We start from the raw sequence: 17,809 nt of genomic DNA, 5'->3' as shown, positions 1-17,809 counted from the left end.
GTGGTGCGCATGAGCCGGCTGGTTTCGAGGGCGAGGATGGGACTATTCTTGCCCCATGACCCTCCAGCCTCCCCAACGCCATCCCTGCCCACCGGGCGCCTGCGACTGCGGCCGCGAGCGCCTGTTCGACGCGCCCGCCCAGGACTTGCGCATCCTGCTGCTGACGCGGGAGGAAGAGAAGCGCCTGCTCGAACGCCTGGAAAACCTGAAGGACCTGGACGACCTCAAGCACCTGCAGCGGCGGCTGTACGAAAACCTGGGTATCCGCGTGCGCATCGCCCCAGGGTTCAACGAGGTGCGCACCATGCGCGGGATCGTCATTGAGCTGGAGGCGCAGGTCGGCCTGTGCCGCAAGACCCGCCAGTCGATCCCGGCGGCGATCCGCCGTGGGCTGGAGCGCAACCCGCAGGTAGCGTTCCGCCTGCTCGATGCCCACGACCTGCTACGCGATGCCTGAAGGCCTCAGCGCATCGCCGCCAGCTTGATGCCGAACCCCACCAGGCAGGCGCCGGCCAGGCGTTCGAGCAGGTGGCCGATGCGCGGGTTGGCACGCATGCGCTCGGCCAGGTGGTGAGTCAGCAGCACCGCGACCAGGCCATAGAGCAGGGTCAGCCCGGCGACGGTCAGCGCCATGAAGGCGAAGGTCACCACGCCCTGGTGGCGCACCGGGTCGATGAACAGCGGGAAGAAGGCCATGTAGAACATGATTGCCTTGGGGTTGAGCAGGGTGATCATCATGGTCTGGCGCAGGTAGCGCCCGTTGGTCATGCTGCTCTGCCGCGGCCCGCTGCCGGGCTTGCTCAGCAGCATGCGCAGGCCCAGCCAGGCCAGGTAGGCCGCGCCGGCCCACTGCACCACGTGGAAGGCCGCGGGGTAGGCGGCCAGCAGGGTGGCGACGCCAGCCACCGCCAACCACATGAGCACCTGGTCGCCCAGGATGACGCCAAAGGTGGCGGCCAGCCCACCCTTGACGCCGCCCTTGCCGGTGGCGGTGATCAGGGCGAAGTTGCCGGGGCCGGGGATCGCCAGGAGGATGAGGAACGCAATCACGAAAGCGCCGTAGTCGGTCACGCCGAGCATGGGGAGTCTCCTGGTCGAGTGGTCGGGGGAACTGGACTTATGCCACCATTCGCAGTGCTTGCACAGCTGCCTCGAGGCGTTTACAGGTAATTTTCTTCCTTTGCTCTTCGTATTCAGGAAAGCCGCCCTGCGCCTGGCGCGTTCGGCCCTCATCATTCAAGGAGACAGGCAATGACTTCCGTTTTCGACCGCGACGACATTCAATTCCAGGTAGTGGTCAACCACGAAGAGCAGTATTCCATCTGGCCTGACTACAAGGCGATCCCCAACGGCTGGCGTGCGGTCGGCAAGAGCGGCCTGAAAAAGGACTGCCTGGCCTATATCGACGAAGTGTGGACCGACATGCGTCCGTTGAGCCTGCGCCAGCAGATGGCCGAAGCCGCGGCGCAGTGAGCTCGTCGACACTGAACCTGCTGTGCCTGCCGTACTCGGGCGCCAGCGCCATGGTCTACAGCCGCTGGCGGCGCAAGCTGCCGGCCTGGCTGCAGGTGCGGCCGGTGGAGTTGCCGGGGCGTGGTGCGCGCCTGGGCGAGCCATTGCACACCGATCTGCAGGCGTTGGCGCGGCAGTTGGCCCACGAGCAGCGCACGGTCGCCAACGCCCCTTACGCGTTGCTTGGGCACAGCCTGGGCGCGCTGGTGGCGTTCGAGCTGGCCCATGAGCTGCAAGCGTTGGGCTGTCCGCCACCGCTGGCGCTGTTTGCCTGTGGCACGGCGGCACCCACCCGGCGTGAGGACTACGACGGCGCCAACTGGCGCGAGCCCAAGAGCGATGCCGAGCTGGTCGCCGAACTGCGCAAGTTGGGGGGCACGCCCGAAGAGGTGCTGGCCAACGAAGAGTTGATGGGGCTGACCCTGCCGGTGCTGCGCGCCGACTTCCTGCTGTGCGGGCGCTACGCCTACCGCCCGCGTGCGCCGTTGAGCTGCCCGCTGCATGTGCTGGGTGGCCTGGATGATCGGGCCAGTGAAGAGCAGTTGTTGGCCTGGCGCCAAGAAACGGCGGGGGATTTCTCGTTGGAACGCTTTCCTGGCGGGCACTTTTTCATCCATGGGCATGAAGATGCCGTGTTGAAACAGATGACCGGCACCCTTCAGTCAATCTGTCAGCCGCAGTCACAGCTTTCATTCAGCTGACGACTCCAAGGCTGACATACGCGTCCTAGGTCTGAGCGTTCTACTGACACCTCATTCATCCAGAGTTGAGGTGTCAACATGCCTTTGCACAGTGCTGTATTAAGAAATGGACTGATCAATGAATCAGGCATCCTGTCGGTCACAGAAGAAGCCGATGAATGTCGATTGATCGTGTTCAAGAAAAAGCTGTATTGCTTCTATTTGAAAGCACCCACGCGCGTGTTCTACATCTCAAGGGGCACAACGGGGGGCTGGAGCCAGCCGGAAGATGTCGGTGTCGAAAGCATCACCGGCATGCCCGCACTGTTTATCGCGCAGGACAGGCTGCATGTCTATGCCAGTGGCGTGAGGGATGAATACGATGTAGAGGGCAATCGGACAGTCTATCCAGGCAAGGGTGCCAAGATTGCGGTTTTCGACGCGAGTAAGAAAAGCTTTGAAGTCAAAGACGTTGACGCCGTACTCGGTTCCCCCTCGGTGGTGGCCTTCAAGGACAAGCTCTACCGGTTTTCGCGCTTCGACAAGGATAGTTGGCTGTGCACGCGTGAATCCCATGATGGAGAGAATTGGTTGCCAGGTGAATGGGTTCGCGGGCAGGGCGCGGACTCGGCCATCCTGAAGCCGGCACTCGATCCGGTAGCGTGCCTCTACCAAGGGCTTATCCATGTGTTCCACAAAACAACGGAAGGCCTTTCGCTGATCAGGTTCGATGGTCAATCGAGGTGGAGCCGATCGCAGCTGTTTCTAGACGCAGAATACTCCCATATGCCCAGCATCGTGGTGCATGACGGCATGCTCACCCTGGCGTTCGCCAATACCAAGAACACGTTGGACAACACGATTTCAGTCCATGGCACACCCACCGAAGTCGCAATGGGAGATGACGCAGACGAGGGCACCCTCGATCTGTACCGCTATGACGGCAACGTGCTGGGCAAAGTTGATCGGAGTATCAACATCAATGCCAACGGAGCGCCCAATGCCGTTGTGTTCAACGGCGAGTTGCACCTGTTTTTTCCGTCCGCCTGATCTCAACTCTCGAAGAGGAATCGATCATGCCGGTCGACCAACAAATTCGTCGCGATATCCATCAGTTGAGACGTCCGATTGCTCAGGTGGATTTTCGGACACGCCTTGAATCGCTATTGCGGCGATTGTTCGAGGTACTTCAAACAGCGCCGGACGATGCCCCGGCTTCGGCTGCCTATATAAGCTATCACTTGTCCTCGGAATTCATGCGCAGCAGCAATCTGTCGGAGCAGGCTTTGATCGCCGAGGAAATCAGAGCGCTGCTGGCCAGTCTCTACAATGAACCGGCGTTGATCGCCATCCTGCAGGCCGCGCCCCGTGAGTACAGCCTGGGCATGGTGGTTCGTCTGTACAACATACATCACGCGTTGATCATGTCGGGGCTGCGGGCTGATAACGGGCCGGCGCTGCTTGATGCCTACGACGCCCTGCGCATGCTGCGTATCGCCGTTCAGGCCTGGGCGCCTTGGCGCGCCAGCGTCGAGCTGACCGGCAGCGTTGCCAGTTACCATCGGGTGCGCCTCCATGACCCAGGTGGCGGCGTGCAGGTTCAGATTGGCTGGCAGCGCCCCGTCGGTGCCCGTGTAGACCTTCGGGTGGTGACCCTGAACATGCAGGGAGTTGCGGCCGACAGTACCGACAAGTTCCGCACCATCGTGCAACCCATGGTTCGCCAGCATCATGTCGTTGTCTTGCAGGAGGCCGGTGTATGGCCGACTTCCGCGCGCCCCGTTGCCGATCACCGAATCGCGGACCAGTTCGGCGCACTGCATGATGTCCATGAGCGAGTCTGGGAGGTGGGCACCTCCAGTCGGCCAGAGCCTTTCAGGATGTATTACCTGGAGGTGGGGCGGCTGCGGGTGAGGCTGGGCATGGTACTGGCCGAAACCGTGACGGTACTGGGTATCACGGTCATTGCAGACGGTGTCGCCTCGCCATCCGGCGGTTATGCCCCAAGGCCGATACTGGGGTTGCGGATCCGTATCCCCGGGCTGCGCGAAGCGATAACCGTATATACCTTCCATGCAATCTCCAACGGTGGGAGCAACAGCCCTCGGATGCTGCGTGAAACGGTCTGGCACAGCGATACCGCCTTCGTGATGCTGGGGGACTTCAACCGGGACCCTCGCGAACCGGGCCCTTCTCATCCCAATAGCAGCAACTGGGTATCGCCTCCTGAAATCGCCGATCTGGTGCTGGCCGACGGTCCGACGCACCCAAGCAGCGGGCCGGTGAACATGCTCGACTACGCGTTTGCCTATGGCTTGGCTGCATTGCCGGCTGCCGGGCGCGTGCTGCTGCCGGTGGACTCGGACCACCGTCCGGTTTCCTACACCTTCGTCTTCAGCGGTTGATTGACGTCGCTTTCTGTCTGGGTGAGGCTTGGGCCTTTCCCAGGCAGGAACGGACCATGCTGATCGACGCCTCTCGGGCCACATTGCTGGTGGTCGACATCCAGGAAAAACTCATCGGCGCCATGAGCGACCCCGAGGGCACGCGTGCCCGGGCGCGCTGGTTGCTGGCGGCCAGCGCGGAGCTGGAATTGCCCACGGTGATTTCCGAGCAATACCCCAAGGGGCTGGGCCATACCCTGGCCGAACTCAAGGCCGCGTCACCTGCCGCCGAGGTGGTCGAAAAGCTGCATTTTTCCTGCGTCGCCGCTGAATGCCTGCCGGCCAGCCTGCTGGCGCGTGAACAGGTGATTGTCTGCGGCATGGAGACCCATGTCTGCGTGCTGCAGACGGTGCTGGGCCTGCTGGCGATAGGCAAGCAGGTATTCGTCGTAGAGGATGCCTGCGACAGTCGCACGCCCGCCAGCAAGGCGGCGGGGCTGGCGAGGATGCGCGATGCGGGGGCGCAGGTCGTCACCCGCGAGATGGTGTTGTTCGAACTGCTGGGCAGCGCCAGTCATCCGTTGTTCCGCCATATCAGCAAGACCTACCTGGTCGGTGAACAGCCCTGAACGGGCGTCTGCTGGCGACCGGGCTGCTGTGCCTGGGGCTGCTGCTGGGATGTGCCGGGCGCCGTGAGGAGGCGCCTGAAAGCAACCCGGCCAAGGTGCGCGCACAGCTTGTGCGCCTGCTGCCGGCCCAGGTCAAGGACCGCCAGGGTTGGGCCGAGGACATCCAGGTAGCCCTGCAGGCCCAGGGCATCGCCCCGAGCAAGGGCAACCTGTGCGCCGTGCTGGCGGTGACCGAACAGGAGTCGACGTTCAATGCCGACCCACAGGTGCCGAACCTGGGGCGCATCGCCCGCGAGGAGATCGATCGGCGCGCGGCGCGCCTGCACATTCCAGGCTTGCTGGTCGACAGCGCGTTGCGCACGCCCTCGAGCAACGGCCAGAGCTACCAGCAACGCCTGCTGGCGGTGCGCAGCGAGAAACAGCTCAGCGCCCTGTATGACGAAGTCATCGACCGTCTGCCACTGGGGCGCACCCTGCTGGATGGGTTGAACCCGGTGCACACCGGCGGGCCGATGCAGGTCAGCATCGATTTCGCCGAGCAGCATGCCAAGGGCTACCCCTATACCTACAAAGGCACTGTTCGTCAGGAGGTGTTCAGCCGTCGGGGCGGGATGTACTTCGGTATCACCCACCTGCTGGGGTATCCGACCCATTACGAGCGGGCGCTGTACCGCTTCGCCGATTTCAATGCCGGTTGGTACGCCAGCCGCAACGCAGCGTTCCAGGCGGCGTTGAGCCGGGCGACCGGTGTTTCACTAGCGCTGGATGGCGACCTGATTGCACCGGGGGCGATCATGCCGGGCAGCACCGAGCAGGCGGCCCGCAAACTGGGGGTGAAGCTGGGGCTGCGCAATCCGCAGATCCGCGCGCAGTTGGAGCGGGAAAACAATCTCGATTTCGAGGACACCAAACTGTATCGCCAGGTGTTCGCCCTGGCCGAGGCGAAAGCCGGCAAGGCGCTGCCAAGGGCGGTGCTGCTTGGCATTGAGCTGAAGAGCCCGAAGATCACTCGTAAGTTGACCACCGCGTGGTTTGCCGGGCGGGTGGATGAGCGCTACCAGCGCTGCATGCAGCGTTGAGGTGTTCGCGGTTTGGTAGCCTTGCAGTGTTGTTGAGATCGAGCGCCGCGCAGGCGGCGCTTGTCCTCATGGGCGCCGCAAGCCCTTTTCACTTCTCCCGCAACGTCCGCTCGATGACCTCCACGAATGCCCGCACCAGCGGGCTGCGTTCATGCCTGCGGGTCAGCACCAGCAGCGGCACCGTGGCGCCGGGCTCGTCCAGCGGCAGGTAGGTCACGCCACTGCGTACCAATGTGCGCGTGCACTGCGGCACCACCGCCACACCCCGGCCAGCGGCGACCAGGGCGATGATCGAGGTGATCTGCTTGCCGGTCGGCGCTGGCCGCGGCGTCAGCCCGTTGCGCCGGTACAGGGTCTGGATGATCTCGTTCAGCCCCGAACCATAATCGGTCGGAAACGCAATCAGCGGATAGGCGCTCAGCTCGGCCAGGGTCACCTGAGATTGGCGGGCGAGGGGGCTGTCGCTGGCGATCGCCGCCACCAGCGGCTCGTTGCCCAGGCAGATGGCCTGCACCTGTGTGTCATCGCCCGGCGGTTGCATGCGGCTCATGCCGATGTCCAGGCGGCCCTCGACGATCTGCGACCACTGGGTGCTCGAGGCGCCTTCCTCGACAGTCAGTTGCACATCCGGATAGGCCGAGCAGAACGCCTGGATGGTGTGGCTGAACACATCCGACAGGGCGATGGAGCTGGCATAGCCGACGGCCAGATGGCCCGCCGAGCCCGCCGCCAGCTTGCCGGTGATGGCGGCCGTCAGGTCGACCTGCTCCAGCACTGCCCGCGCATACGGCAGGAAATGCAGGCCTTCGGAGGTGAGGGTGACATTGCGGGTACTGCGGTCGAACAGGCGGAAACCCAGCTCCGCCTCCAGCGCCGAGATCTGCCGGGTCAGCGGCGGTTGGGCGATGTGCAGGCGCGAAGCGGCGCGGCCAAAGTGCAGCTCGTCGGCGACAGCCAGGAAATAGCGCAGGCGGCGGAGGTCGATCATCTTCGTCCTTGAGTATCAATCGGTCGGAATTCGGTATTGGATCCAAACGGTCCCCTATCTTATAAAACCTGCAAATTTTCACGAGTGCTGTCATGGGTTTTCCTGCGAAATTCCCTCGAATCGCGTTGTTTCTTGCAGGATGCGCCGCGTTTCTCAACCTCTATGCGACCCAAGGGCTGCTGGGTGAGTTGTCGGGCACCTTCCCGATCACGCTGCACCAGGCCAGCTGGAGCATCACCGCCACCATCCTCGCCGTGGCCATCACTGCGCCCTTCGTCGGTTGGCTGACCGCCCGCCGCGCACAACACCGGGTGATTGCCGGGGCCGCGCTGCTGCTCGCGTTGCCTGCCGTGCTGGCGGCCTGGGCGGGGAGTTTTGGCGAGTTCCTGCTCTGGCGCGGGGTACAGGGCCTGTTCATTCCCGTGGTGTTCGCCACCAGCGTTGCCTATATCGGTGTGCACTGGGAGGGGAGCGCGGTGACCGAGGTAACGAGTATCTATGTGGCAGGCACGGTGCTCGGTGGTTTCTGTGGGCGTTTCCTGACCGGGCTGGTCACCGAATTCTACGATTGGCGCATGGCCCTGAGCGTGTTGGGTGGCCTGAGCCTGGCCATCGGCGTGGCAATCGCCGTGCTGTTGCCGCGCGCTGCTCCCACGGCGGCGTATCAACAGCGAGCCCCGCGTGGCGAGCTGTTCGGCAAGCCGCTGCTGGGTGCCTATGCGGTCGGCTTCTGCGTGCTGTTCGCCCAGGTCGCGACCTTCACCTACGTTGGCCTGCACCTGGGCCAGGCACCGTTCAACCTGGGCACCGCGGCGCTCGGCTCGATCTATGCGGTGTTCCTGCTGGCCCTGGTGGTGGTGCCGGTGGCCGGACGGCTGACCAAGGCGCGGCCCCAAGGTGACCTGATACGGGTCGCGGGCTGCCTGGGTATCACCGGCTCGGCCCTGGCCCTGTCGCCCTCGCTGTGGCTGATCGTGATCGGCCTGGCACTCAGCTCGACCGGCGTGTTTCTGGCCCAGGCGGCCGCCAATGCCTTCATTACCGCCAATGCCAGGCAGCACAAGGCCGCCGCGGTGGGGCTGTACCTGGCCTGCTACTACCTGGGCGGCAGCTTTGGCGCCTTCGTCCCTGGCGCGCTGTGGGAGCAGTGGGGCTGGCCGGGCTGTATCGCATTGATCGTGATGTTCCAACTGATGCCGTTGCTGATTGCCCGGGGCAACTGGCGATCCGCGCCAGCCCCCGGTCGTTCCCACCGGCAATTGCAATGAGCCCTCTTTCTTTAGCGCTCGATTCATCATCCAACAAGGAAAACAGCGAGATGACCGTAAGTAACGTGCCGACGACCCACAGCCAGTTGCTGAGTGTGATTGAACCGGTGCTGCAGCAGATGGCGCCGGGCGTGCTGAAGCAGGCGTTGCTGGCCGAGTTCGGCAACCAGGAAGCGGCGCTGGTGGAGATCGAAGAGGCATTCCGCACCCTGACCGCTCGCCGCCATGGTGCCGCGCAGCTGCGTCGGTTCTTCGCCAGCTGGTCGAAGACCAACAACTCGGCGGCCAGCGTCTCGGGCCTGGCCAACCGCCTGACCCTGCTGGCCCGCTCGGAGCAGGGCAGCGCGGCGGCGCAGCAGATCTACCAGGTCTGCGGCAGCCTGCAGCGAATCACCGACGAAGACCTGGGTGCCCTGGGCAATACCCTGCACAGCGACCTGTTCTACAACATGGCCACGCCCATCTGCGGCGATGACCAGTGGTTGCTCAAGGAGAACTGCCTGCCATCGGCGCAGGCTTTCAAGGATTGGACCGACGCTCGCCGCCTGCGCGATCGCGACCTGCTGCAGGGCTTGCTGACCACCCTGGTGCACGAGGTGTACACCCACGGTGAGGTGGAGTTCATCCACCCGCTGTTCAAGCAGTGGTTCGAGCGCGACATGGGGGTGCCGGCGGACAGCGTGCGCAAGACCGTCGCCTGGGTCACCGTGCACACCGGCGGCACCGAGAGCAACCACTTCGCCCATGCGGTCGAGGCTGTCGAAGGCTTCGTCAAGGCCATGGGTATCGAGGTCGACCAGACCGCCGCCCAGGCGATCTTCGCCCAGTACCTGCAACGCAAGGCCGAGGTCATGCGCGATTGCGCGGCGAGCCTGGGCTGATACCGCTGTTGCCGCCTGTCATGCCCGCCCGGGCATGGCAGGGGCCTGTCCGACACTCGAGCGTGCAAGGAACAGCGCATGCAACTCATCGTTTTCTGCCCACCCAACGTCATCTTCCAGCACAGCGCCGCGAACTGGGCCAGCGCTATTGGCCCAGGTGGCATGCTGGTGAGCAGCGACACCCAGGCCGAGGAAATCGCTGCGCACCTGGGTGGCAAGGTCGAGTACCGGTTGTTCGAGCATTACCAGGACAACCCCCTGGTCGAGGTGGATGTCTGCGCACTGGTGTGGGAACTCGAAGCTCCGTTGTGCGTGGCCCTGGACGAGGCTGATGTGCTGCGCGTGGCGCGGATCAACGACCGCCTCGGTGTCAGCATGGGCGCCGAGGGGCGCGCCATGTTCTATCGCGACACGTTCTTCATGAAGCAGCGCGCCAGGAACTGCGGGCTGGCCGTCGCCGACATGGCGCCGCTGGCCAATGCCACCGAAGCGCTGCGCTTCAGCGAGCAGTTCGGTTTTCCGGTGGTGATCAAGCCACGCCATGGTCGCGGCTGGATCGGCGTCGAGGTGATTGAGGACATGGCCGGGCTGCGCCATTGGCTGTCGCAGCGAACCGCCAGCACCTTTCACAACCTGATGATCGAGAGCCATGTGCGTGGCGATCACTACCTGGTCGACGGCCTGTACATCGAGGGGCGCCCGATCCTGCTGTCACCGGCCCGGGTGATCGCTACCTCGCGGGACTGTCGCGCCGGCAAGCCGTGCAGCCTGTACATGCTCGATGCCGGCAACCCGGTGCGCGATGAGCTGCTGCGCTATGCGCGGGCGCTGGTCGAGGAGGTGCTGCCCTCCGAACCGACCCTGCTGTTCCAGTTGGAGGTGCGGGTGACCGAGGACGGTGAAATCGCCCTGTGCCAGATCGCGATGCACCAGGGCGATGCATTCACCCACCTCGAGCTGGAGCAGGCCTGGGGCCTGGACCTGCGCATGACGTACCTGCGTGCGCTGCGTGATGCGGCCTATCGCCCGCAAGCTGTGCCCACGCCACGGTTGCGGGTCGGTCATTTGAGCATTGCGTCGCGTGTGGGCCTGCTGCCAGAGGTGCCGGGCGAGTGCCCGCTGGAGGGTGTGCTGGCCTGGCGTGTTCCGGCTCGGCGGATGATCTGTTCAGGGGAGGACGAGGTGTTCAGTGCCACCGTCAGCGGGCCGGACGAGGGCATCCTGCGGGCCAGGCTGGAACAGGTCGGGCACTGGTTCGACCAGCACTGCGGGTCGATGAATCGGTGAAGCCCTGTTCGCCTGTAGGAGCGGCTTCAGCCGCGATGCAGGCAACGCGGTGCCTGGCCACCCGCTTCGCGGGTGATCGCGGCTGAAGCCGCTCCTACAGTGAATGGGCCGGTACAGTGACGATGAATCCACTATTGCAATGCCTGATACCCCTCCCCATTGCCGCCCTGGGCGCCTGGGCTGGCTACCTGAGCGGCCTGCCACTGGGCGCGCTGATCGGCGCGGTCTGCACCGTCACGCTGGCCGGCAAGCTGGGCCTGAACATGCGCATGCCGTTGCCGTTCGTGGCCACGGTGCAGTTGCTGCTCGGCCTCAGCGTCGGCTCGACGGTGACGGCATCAATGCTGGGCGAGCTGACCGATTTCAGCATCCTGGCCGGGTTGCTGGTGTGCATGGGCCTGCAGATCCTGGTGGGTTACAGCTGGTTGCGCCGTCGCGAGCGCTGGAGCCACCTTGAGAGCCTGCTGGGCGCCATGCCGGGGGCGATGGCCGCGGTCATGACGGTGTCTGGGGCGCAAGGGTCGTCCTCCGGGCGTATCGCCTTCGTGCATATCGTCAGGCTGCTTGCCCTGTTGCTGGTGGTCACGCTGATCGCTGGCGGGCAGGGGAGTGGGCCAGCAGCGAGCAACGGCAACCTGGACGACTACCTGCGGCTCTTTCCACCTGCGCTGATGGCCGTGATCGCCGGGTATCTGCTGGAGCGCCTGGATATACCCGCGCCCTACATGCTCACCGGCCTGATGTGCGCTGCAGCAGTGAACATCGGTTATCCCGGGGCAAGCCTGCAGGTGCCGGCCCCCGTGGCGACCACCGCGCTCATTCTGTTGGGAGGACTGATCGGCATCCGCCTGCGCGATATCACCTTGCGCGATGTGCTGCGTCATGTGCGCGCGGGTCTTGTGGTCACCACCCTGACGCTCTGCTGTACCGTGCTGGTGGCCCTGGCGGCCAGCGGGTTGACGGGCAGGCCGTTCCTCGCCCTGTTCATGTCCTGGGTGCCGGGCGGGGTGGAAGTGATGACGGCGGCGGCATTGCTGCTGAAACTCGATCCGGCGTTCGTGATGCTCAATCATGTGCTGCGGATGACGCTCATCCACGTGGCGCCGGCTGTACTGCCCAGACGATTGCTGCGTGAGCAGCCGAGCCGCTGACCATCAGCCGCGAATCGACGGATGTGCTCCGGCGGTCTGGCTGACGCGCTCCGCTTGATCGGCACGCAGGATGGCCAGTCGGCGTTGTTCGTATTCGGCTTGGGAAAGGCCCTGGCGTTGCAGGGCTTCCAATTGCAGCTGCCGGGTCTCCTCGGCGGTATAGGGGCGCAGTTCCGGGTGGTTGGCACAACCGCCGAGCATGGCCAGGCCGAGCACGAAGAGGGCAGTGGACAGACGACGGGAGAAGGCGTTCATCGGGCGGTTCCAGGTTCCGGGGATTCGCGGTGCCGAATCGATGGAACAAGGGTATGGGGCGCGCCCGACGAAGAGAAATTGCCAGGCTCGATAGTGACTATCGAGCCTGGCTATCCCGCGTGGCGAGGGAGGGTCAGAACCTGTAGTTCACGCTCGCTTCGAGGGTACGTGGCGCGCCAGGGGTGACCAGGTCCACCGAGCCGTGGGCCGAGGCGTAGTAGTCGCGGTCGAAGGTGTTCTTCAGGCGCAGGGCCATGTCCCAGTGCTGCTCGTTGTACAGCAGCGCGGCGTCGAAGGTGGTGTAGGCGGGCATCACCACGTTGTTGTCCAGCGCCGTGTAGCGGTCGTCGACATAGTTGGCGCCCGCGGCGACGCGCCAGTGCGGGGTGAGGGTGCGCACCAGCCACACGTTGGCGCTGTTGCGCGGTGTCAGGGTGGGCACCTGGCCTTCGTTGGCGACACCGTTGGTCTTGCTGTTGGACTTGGTGATCTCGGCGTCCAGGTAGGCGTAGCCGGCGTAGACCTGCCACTTGTCGCTCAACTGGCCGCTGAGGGTGGCCTCGAAACCGTCGGTGCGCTGCTCGCCCGCCAGGATGGTCAGGTTGGGGTTGCTCGGGTCGGCGGTCTTCATGTTGGTGCGCTCGAGGCGGAATACCGCCGCGGTCAGCGACAGGCGGCTGTCGAGCAGGTCCCACTTGGCCCCCACCTCGTAGTTGGTGGTCTCTTCCGGTTCCAGCCCGGCATTGGTCGGCGAGACCGCGAACACTTCACCCGAAGGCTGGTAGCTGCGGCTGACCGACACGTAGTAGGACTGGATCTGGTCGGGCTGGAACACCAGGCCGGCACGCGGGCTCCAGGTCTTGTCGGTGCGGTCGAGGTCGACGTTCTGCACCCGGGCGTCGTTGTATTCCTGGCCGAAGATGTCGTAGCGCACGCCCAGCAGCGCCTTCCACTGCGAGGTCAGCTCGATCAGGTCCTGCACGTAGAAGCCCGTGGTCTGCTGGTAGTTGCTGCCATCGGACGACAAGCTGGAGGCATGGTCTGGCACCGCCACCAGCGCATCGCGGAACACCGGCACACGGGCCACGTTGTTCTGGCTGTAGACACGCTGGTACTTGTCCTGGAAACCGACCTCCACGCCATACAGCAGGTTGTGCTGCATGCCGGCCAGCTGCGCCTGCTGCTTGAGCTCGGTCTGGTTGAACACGCCGGACTCGTCGCGGGCCACGTTGCCGCGGTTGAGCTTGACCAGTAGCTCGCCATTGGGGGCGGTGACGAAGCGGGTCGGGCTGCTGTCGGCCAGGGTGTTGTTGCGGTCCAGGTCGTAGCGGTAGTAGCGGCTGGTGTTGGTCAGGGTGAAATCGTCGTTGATCCGGTAGTCGAGGCTGGCGGTGAACGAGAACACCTCGCTGCGCGCATAGTCCTGGGAGGCATTGCCCGAGCCGAAGCGCTTGCCGCGGTCAACGTCCACCGGGCGGTTGCCCAGGGCCGGGATGCCGAAGTCGATCAGGCGCTTGTCGTACAGGTAGGTGGCGCCCAGGTTCAGTTCCAGGTCGTCGGAGAGCTTGAAGTAGGCCGATGGCGCGATGGCCTTGCGGTCGATGTAGCCGTCGTCGCGGAAGGTGTCGCTGTCCTCGTAGGCACCGGTGATGCGGTAGGCCTGGTTGCCCTGCGGGTCGGCCCAGCCGCTGTCGAACTGGGTGCGGCGTTTGCCCTCGGTGTCGAGGGTCATGCCCACTTCCTGCTTGGGCGCGAAGCCGGGTTTCTTGCTGATGCTATTGATCAGGCCACCGGAGGAGCCGCGACCATAAAGTACGGCGGCGGGGCCCTTGATCACCTCGACCCGCTCGATGTTGGACAGGTCGCGGAAGTACAGGGCGTCGTCGCGCACGCCGTCGATGTACATGTCGCCAATGGCGCTGAAGCCGCGGATGGTCACCTGGTCGCGCTGGCCGTCGCCGTTGGACAGGCCGACGCCGGGCACGTTCTTGAGCACGTCCTCCATGGACTGGGCGCCCTGGTCCTTGATCACGCTCTCGGGTACCACGTTGACGGTCTGCGGGATGTCGCGCAGCGGCGCGTCGATCTTCAGCGCGCTCTTGCTCTCGCTGGCCTTGTAGCTCTGCTGCTCGTAGGCGCTGGTCACCGAGGTCGCCGGCAGGGCGAGCGGGTCCTTGCTTTCAGCGTGCAGGGCAGGGGTGACCAACAGGCCCAGCATCGACAGGGACACCGGGGCGACGGACTTTCTTGCCATTGAATGCGACTCATTTGTTGTTGTGAGGTCGCAAATGGTAGTGATTCGCAAATGTAAAGCAAGTGTAAAGGTGAAATATTCAGAAAAATATTTTCATTATTATCAAGATATTCATTTGAGCGTATCAAGGTGCGGCGGCTGCAGCGCATCCTCGGCCGTCCGGCATGCCCTGCGATATCCATGGCCTTGCCAGCCGTGCCCACTCGCCGACAGGGTCGGCGCCTTGTCCGATGGCGGCCCCCTTGTTGGCCGCCATTGCCCTGAGCAGCGCATCCCCCCCGCCTTACCGTTACCCCCACCTACAACAAGAAATCGCCGTGCCCCGGCACGGTGGAACAGGGGAGCACCATGCCGTCATCCACGTCACTGCTGTCAGCCGCCGCGCTGACCACCTTCGCCTTGCTGCTCGGCGGCTGCCGGGACGAGCCGGAACCCGTCGTGCCGGCTGGCGCAATGACGCCCGCCGACCCGGCCCTGGCCACGCTCTACGCCAACACCTGCAAGACCTGCCACGCCAACCCGGCCTCCGGTGCGCCATTGGCGGGTGATGCGGCGGCCTGGTCACCCCGGCTCGCGCAGGGCGTGGACAGCCTGCTGGACCACAGCATCAACGGCTACAAGGGCATGCCGCCCATGGGCTTGTGCATGCAGTGTTCCGAGGCGCAGTTCCTGGCCCTGATCGGTTTCATGTCCGGCCAGTCCGTCCACTGAGCACAAGGGGTTCCCATGGCGATTCAACTTTCCCGACGCCGCTGGCTGCAACAGGCCACTGCGGCCTGCGCCTTCATGGCGCTTTCCGGTAACCCGGTGCTGGCGCAGATGCTGCGCGCGCCGCGCCTGATCCCATGGCGCAACTGGTCGGGCGGGCAGAGCTGCCTGCCCTTGGCGCGCTTGGCGCCGCAGAGCCTGGACGAACTGGCGCAGGTGCTGCGCGATGCCCCTGGCAAGGTGCGCCCGGTCGGCTCGGGGCACTCCTTCAGTGGCCTGGTGCCCACCGACGGCACGCTGGTTTCGCTCAGCTATTTCAATGGCTTGCTGGGGCATGACCCCGCCACCCTGCAGGCCGAGTTCGCCGCCGGCACGCCCATGTCGTCGATGGGCGCGGCGCTCAAGGCGGTCGGCCAGGCGCTGCCGAACATGGCCGATATCGACTACCAGACCCTGGCCGGCGCGCTCGCCACCTCGACCCATGGCACCGGCGTCGGGTTCGGCTCGTATGCTTCGCGGGTCACCGGCCTGCAACTGGTCACGGCGACCGGGGAAGTGCTCGACTGCGACAGCCAGCGGCATCCGGAAGTGTTCGACGCCGCGCGGGTGTCCCTGGGCGCCCTTGGCGTGGCGACCAAGGTGCGCCTGCAGAACCGTGAGGCCTTCCGCCTGCGCGAGCGTCAATGGATCGCCCGCACCGAGGAGTTGCTGGAGGACGTGCACATGCACACCCGCGAGAACCAGCACTGGGAAATGCTGGTGATCACCCATTCCGATTACGCGTTGGCCGTTGCCCTCAATGAAACCAGCGATCCGGCCACCCCCGCGCAGGATCCGGCCAAGGAGGGCGGCAACGAATTCGTCACCCTGATCGAGAAACTCGACAAGTACGGCAGCGACTTTCCCGCCGCGCGCCGGGCGCTGCTCAACAGCCTGCGCCACATCGCCAGCTTCGACGAGCGGGTCGGTGATTCCCATGAGATCTTCGCCAATGTGCGCACTGTGCGCTTCAACGAGATGGAGTACTCCGTGCCCGCCGAGCACGGCCCGGCCTGCCTGCGGGAAATCCTTGCGCTGATCCGCGAGCGCGACCTGCGCACCTGGTTCCCCATCGAGTACCGCTACGTGAAGGCCGACGACATCCCGCTGAGCATGTTCGAAGGGCGCGACAGCTGTTCGATCTCCGTGCACCAGCACTACAGCATGGACCACCACAACTTCTTCGCCGCCATCGAGCCGATCTTCTGGAAGTACGCCGGTCGGCCGCACTGGGGCAAGCTGCACACGCTCAATGCGCGCACCCTGCAACCGCTGTATCCGCGCTGGAAGGCCTTCACCGAGGTGCGCCAGGCGCTGGACCCGCAGGGCAAGTTCCTCAACGCGCACCTGGCCTCGATCCTGGGCGTGGCCTGAACACAAGGAGGTGTCATGAACAGACGCAAGTTTCTGGCGGGCGCGGCGGGGGCCGGCGTGTTGCTGGCGGGTGCCGGCGCCTGGCTGCGGCCGAGCGCCCAGGGAGCCCCGCACAACGACTACTTCGCCCGGCTCGAACGCGAACTGCGCGAGCACGGGCCCATGCGCCCGGTGATGCTGATCGACCTCGACCGGCTGGACCACAACATCGACGTGGTGACCCAGTCGGTGCACCGCGCCGGCAAGCACCTGCGCCTGGTGGAGAAGTCATTGCCGGCACCACAGATGCTCGAGTACATCGGCCAGCGCGCCGACACACGGCGGCTGATGGCGTTTCACCAACCCTTTCTCAATCACGATGCGGTGCGTTTTCCCGAGGCCGATATCCTGCTCGGCAAACCCTTGCCAGTGCGTTCGGCGCAACTGTTCTACGAACAGCACCGAGGGCCGTTCGATCCGGCCAGGCAGTTGCAGTGGTTGCTGGACACGCCTGAACGCCTGGGGCAATACCTGGCGCTGGCGCAAGGCTTGGGGACCCGGTTGCGGATCAACATCGAACTGGATGTCGGCCTGCACCGTGGGGGCGTGAAGGATCATGCCGGCCTTGAGCAGATGCTCGCGCTGATTGCCGCCAACCCCCGGCACCTGACCTTTGCCGGCTTCATGGGCTACGACCCCTTTGTCGGCATGGACCTGCCCGGGATCCTCGGCTCGCCGGACGAACTGTTCGCCAAGGTCATGGCGCTGTACGACGGTTTCGTCGATTACGCCCGCACGCGCTACCCCGCGCTGTGGCAGGCGGACCTGACCCTGAACACCGCTGGCAGCCCGAGTTACCGGATACACGAGCGCGAACGCACCAGCAGCGAGGTGTCGGTGGGCTCGGCGCTGCTCAAGCCGAGCCATTTCGACCTGCCGTCACTGGCGGATCATCAGCCCGCCGCCTACATCGCCACGCCGGTGCTCAAGCGCACGGGCGCGGTGGAAATCCCGGCGCTGGATGGCAAGTCGAAGCTACTGAGCGGGTGGGACCCGAACCTGCGCGAGACGTTCTTCATCTACGGCGGCAACTGGCTGGCCGAGCCGGTGTCGCCGGGCGGGTTGCGCTTCAACGGCGTGTTCGGGCGCAGTTCCAACCAGGAGATGGTCAATGGCTCATCGGCGGTGGGGCTGAAGGTCGACGACCAGGTGTTCCTGCGGCCGACCCAGTCCGAGGCGATACTGCTGCAGTTCGGTGACCTGCTGGCGGTACGCGGCGGGCGCATCGTCGAGCGCTGGCCGGTCTACACCTAGCGGATCGCCAGCAAGCCGGCTCCCGTG

Annotated in this window: 18 protein-coding genes; 14 read left to right on the top strand and 4 right to left on the bottom strand. The window is 64.8% G+C overall.

Translation table 11 applies throughout. The annotated features are described in order from the left end of the window. Positions 1 to 55 precede the first annotated feature (55 nt). Complete coding sequence (locus NGM28_RS06475; RefSeq protein WP_252089246.1) at positions 56 to 457, top strand: hypothetical protein; 402 nt, start codon at positions 56 to 58, stop codon at positions 455 to 457. Between the two features lie 5 nt (positions 458 to 462). Here the strand turns inward: NGM28_RS06475 and NGM28_RS06470 are convergent, their stop codons facing one another. After that, on the bottom strand, positions 463 to 1,080 hold the full coding sequence (locus NGM28_RS06470; RefSeq protein WP_252089244.1) for a LysE family transporter: 618 nt from the start codon (positions 1,078 to 1,080) through the stop codon (positions 463 to 465). Between the two features lie 171 nt (positions 1,081 to 1,251). On the opposite strand from NGM28_RS06470, the gene NGM28_RS06465 reads away from it, so the two are divergent. The 6 genes from NGM28_RS06465 to NGM28_RS06440 all read left to right on the top strand — a co-directional run bounded on the left by NGM28_RS06465 (position 1,252) and on the right by NGM28_RS06440 (position 6,284). Continuing rightward, the gene (locus NGM28_RS06465; protein ID WP_011534470.1) at positions 1,252 to 1,473 is read left to right on the top strand and encodes an MbtH family protein; all 222 of its coding nucleotides are present in this window, start codon (positions 1,252 to 1,254) and stop codon (positions 1,471 to 1,473) included. After that, positions 1,470 to 2,213 (top strand): thioesterase II family protein, encoded by a 744-nt coding sequence (locus NGM28_RS06460; RefSeq protein WP_353620514.1) that lies wholly within the window; start codon positions 1,470 to 1,472, stop codon positions 2,211 to 2,213. The genes NGM28_RS06465 and NGM28_RS06460 overlap by 4 nt, the downstream gene beginning before the upstream one ends. Before the next feature lie 78 nt (positions 2,214 to 2,291). Continuing rightward, on the top strand, positions 2,292 to 3,242 hold the full coding sequence (locus tag NGM28_RS06455; protein WP_252089242.1) for a hypothetical protein: 951 nt from the start codon (positions 2,292 to 2,294) through the stop codon (positions 3,240 to 3,242). Between the two features lie 26 nt (positions 3,243 to 3,268). After that, entirely contained in the window at positions 3,269 to 4,597 is a 1,329-nt protein-coding gene (locus NGM28_RS06450) for an endonuclease/exonuclease/phosphatase family protein (protein ID WP_252089240.1), read from the top strand. Positions 4,598 to 4,653: 56 nt separating this feature from the next. Then, the gene (locus NGM28_RS06445; RefSeq protein WP_252089238.1) at positions 4,654 to 5,205 is read left to right on the top strand and encodes a hydrolase; all 552 of its coding nucleotides are present in this window, start codon (positions 4,654 to 4,656) and stop codon (positions 5,203 to 5,205) included. Then, positions 5,202 to 6,284 (top strand): DUF1615 domain-containing protein, encoded by a 1,083-nt coding sequence (locus NGM28_RS06440; protein ID WP_502943834.1) that lies wholly within the window; start codon positions 5,202 to 5,204, stop codon positions 6,282 to 6,284. Before NGM28_RS06445 ends, NGM28_RS06440 begins: the two co-directional genes overlap by 4 nt. A gap of 88 nt (positions 6,285 to 6,372) precedes the next feature. Here the strand turns inward: NGM28_RS06440 and NGM28_RS06435 are convergent, their stop codons facing one another. Then, a complete protein-coding gene (locus tag NGM28_RS06435; protein ID WP_252089236.1) occupies positions 6,373 to 7,272 on the bottom strand; it encodes a LysR family transcriptional regulator in 900 nt (299 codons plus the stop codon). A 92-nt stretch (positions 7,273 to 7,364) separates the two neighbouring features. Here NGM28_RS06435 and NGM28_RS06430 point away from each other — a divergent pair, with 92 nt between their 5' ends. From NGM28_RS06430 to NGM28_RS06415, 4 genes are all read left to right on the top strand, one after another. Then, complete coding sequence (locus NGM28_RS06430) at positions 7,365 to 8,540, top strand: MFS transporter (RefSeq protein ID WP_252089234.1); 1,176 nt, start codon at positions 7,365 to 7,367, stop codon at positions 8,538 to 8,540. A 50-nt stretch (positions 8,541 to 8,590) separates the two neighbouring features. Beyond that, on the top strand, positions 8,591 to 9,421 hold the full coding sequence (locus NGM28_RS06425; protein WP_240064454.1) for a hypothetical protein: 831 nt from the start codon (positions 8,591 to 8,593) through the stop codon (positions 9,419 to 9,421). 78 nt (positions 9,422 to 9,499) lie between these two features. Continuing rightward, positions 9,500 to 10,708, top strand: a complete 1,209-nt coding sequence (locus NGM28_RS06420; protein ID WP_252089233.1) for an ATP-grasp domain-containing protein — start codon at positions 9,500 to 9,502, stop codon at positions 10,706 to 10,708. 122 nt (positions 10,709 to 10,830) lie between these two features. Further along, on the top strand, positions 10,831 to 11,859 hold the full coding sequence (locus NGM28_RS06415; RefSeq protein WP_252089232.1) for an AbrB family transcriptional regulator: 1,029 nt from the start codon (positions 10,831 to 10,833) through the stop codon (positions 11,857 to 11,859). Between the two features lie 3 nt (positions 11,860 to 11,862). Here NGM28_RS06415 and NGM28_RS06410 read toward each other — a convergent pair whose 3' ends face one another. After that, a complete protein-coding gene (locus tag NGM28_RS06410) occupies positions 11,863 to 12,114 on the bottom strand; it encodes a hypothetical protein (protein ID WP_252089231.1) in 252 nt (83 codons plus the stop codon). A 133-nt stretch (positions 12,115 to 12,247) separates the two neighbouring features. Beyond that, complete coding sequence (locus tag NGM28_RS06405; RefSeq protein WP_252089230.1) at positions 12,248 to 14,368, bottom strand: TonB-dependent receptor; 2,121 nt, start codon at positions 14,366 to 14,368, stop codon at positions 12,248 to 12,250. A 348-nt stretch (positions 14,369 to 14,716) separates the two neighbouring features. On the opposite strand from NGM28_RS06405, the gene NGM28_RS06400 reads away from it, so the two are divergent. From NGM28_RS06400 to NGM28_RS06390, 3 genes are all read left to right on the top strand, one after another. Then, entirely contained in the window at positions 14,717 to 15,079 is a 363-nt protein-coding gene (locus NGM28_RS06400; RefSeq protein WP_252089229.1) for a c-type cytochrome, read from the top strand. Between the two features lie 75 nt (positions 15,080 to 15,154). Next, positions 15,155 to 16,489, top strand: coding sequence for a D-arabinono-1,4-lactone oxidase (locus tag NGM28_RS06395; RefSeq protein WP_252089375.1), 1,335 nt, complete (start codon positions 15,155 to 15,157; stop codon positions 16,487 to 16,489). A 15-nt stretch (positions 16,490 to 16,504) separates the two neighbouring features. Then, the gene (locus NGM28_RS06390) at positions 16,505 to 17,782 is read left to right on the top strand and encodes a DSD1 family PLP-dependent enzyme (protein ID WP_502943830.1); all 1,278 of its coding nucleotides are present in this window, start codon (positions 16,505 to 16,507) and stop codon (positions 17,780 to 17,782) included. Positions 17,783 to 17,809 lie beyond the last annotated feature (27 nt).

The sequence above is a fragment of the Pseudomonas sp. MWU13-3659 genome (assembly GCF_023757525.1).
Classification (GTDB): domain Bacteria; phylum Pseudomonadota; class Gammaproteobacteria; order Pseudomonadales; family Pseudomonadaceae; genus Aquipseudomonas; species Aquipseudomonas entomophila_E.
This window is presented reverse-complemented; position numbering and strand designations above follow the sequence as displayed.

Coding starts and splice junctions, on each gene's coding strand:
- NGM28_RS06435 (WP_252089236.1), bottom strand. CDS start 7,272: ATGATCGACCTCCGCCGCCTGCGCTATTTCCTGGCTGTCGCCGACGAG.
- NGM28_RS06465 (WP_011534470.1), top strand. CDS start 1,252: ATGACTTCCGTTTTCGACCGCGACGACATTCAATTCCAGGTAGTGGTC.
- NGM28_RS06390 (WP_502943830.1), top strand. CDS start 16,505: ATGAACAGACGCAAGTTTCTGGCGGGCGCGGCGGGGGCCGGCGTGTTG.
- NGM28_RS06450 (WP_252089240.1), top strand. CDS start 3,269: ATGCCGGTCGACCAACAAATTCGTCGCGATATCCATCAGTTGAGACGT.
- NGM28_RS06475 (WP_252089246.1), top strand. CDS start 56: ATGACCCTCCAGCCTCCCCAACGCCATCCCTGCCCACCGGGCGCCTGC.
- NGM28_RS06400 (WP_252089229.1), top strand. CDS start 14,717: ATGCCGTCATCCACGTCACTGCTGTCAGCCGCCGCGCTGACCACCTTC.
- NGM28_RS06425 (WP_240064454.1), top strand. CDS start 8,591: ATGACCGTAAGTAACGTGCCGACGACCCACAGCCAGTTGCTGAGTGTG.
- NGM28_RS06410 (WP_252089231.1), bottom strand. CDS start 12,114: ATGAACGCCTTCTCCCGTCGTCTGTCCACTGCCCTCTTCGTGCTCGGC.
- NGM28_RS06430 (WP_252089234.1), top strand. CDS start 7,365: ATGGGTTTTCCTGCGAAATTCCCTCGAATCGCGTTGTTTCTTGCAGGA.
- NGM28_RS06420 (WP_252089233.1), top strand. CDS start 9,500: ATGCAACTCATCGTTTTCTGCCCACCCAACGTCATCTTCCAGCACAGC.
- NGM28_RS06445 (WP_252089238.1), top strand. CDS start 4,654: ATGCTGATCGACGCCTCTCGGGCCACATTGCTGGTGGTCGACATCCAG.
- NGM28_RS06405 (WP_252089230.1), bottom strand. CDS start 14,368: ATGGCAAGAAAGTCCGTCGCCCCGGTGTCCCTGTCGATGCTGGGCCTG.
- NGM28_RS06415 (WP_252089232.1), top strand. CDS start 10,831: ATGAATCCACTATTGCAATGCCTGATACCCCTCCCCATTGCCGCCCTG.
- NGM28_RS06395 (WP_252089375.1), top strand. CDS start 15,155: ATGGCGCTTTCCGGTAACCCGGTGCTGGCGCAGATGCTGCGCGCGCCG.
- NGM28_RS06470 (WP_252089244.1), bottom strand. CDS start 1,080: ATGCTCGGCGTGACCGACTACGGCGCTTTCGTGATTGCGTTCCTCATC.
- NGM28_RS06455 (WP_252089242.1), top strand. CDS start 2,292: ATGCCTTTGCACAGTGCTGTATTAAGAAATGGACTGATCAATGAATCA.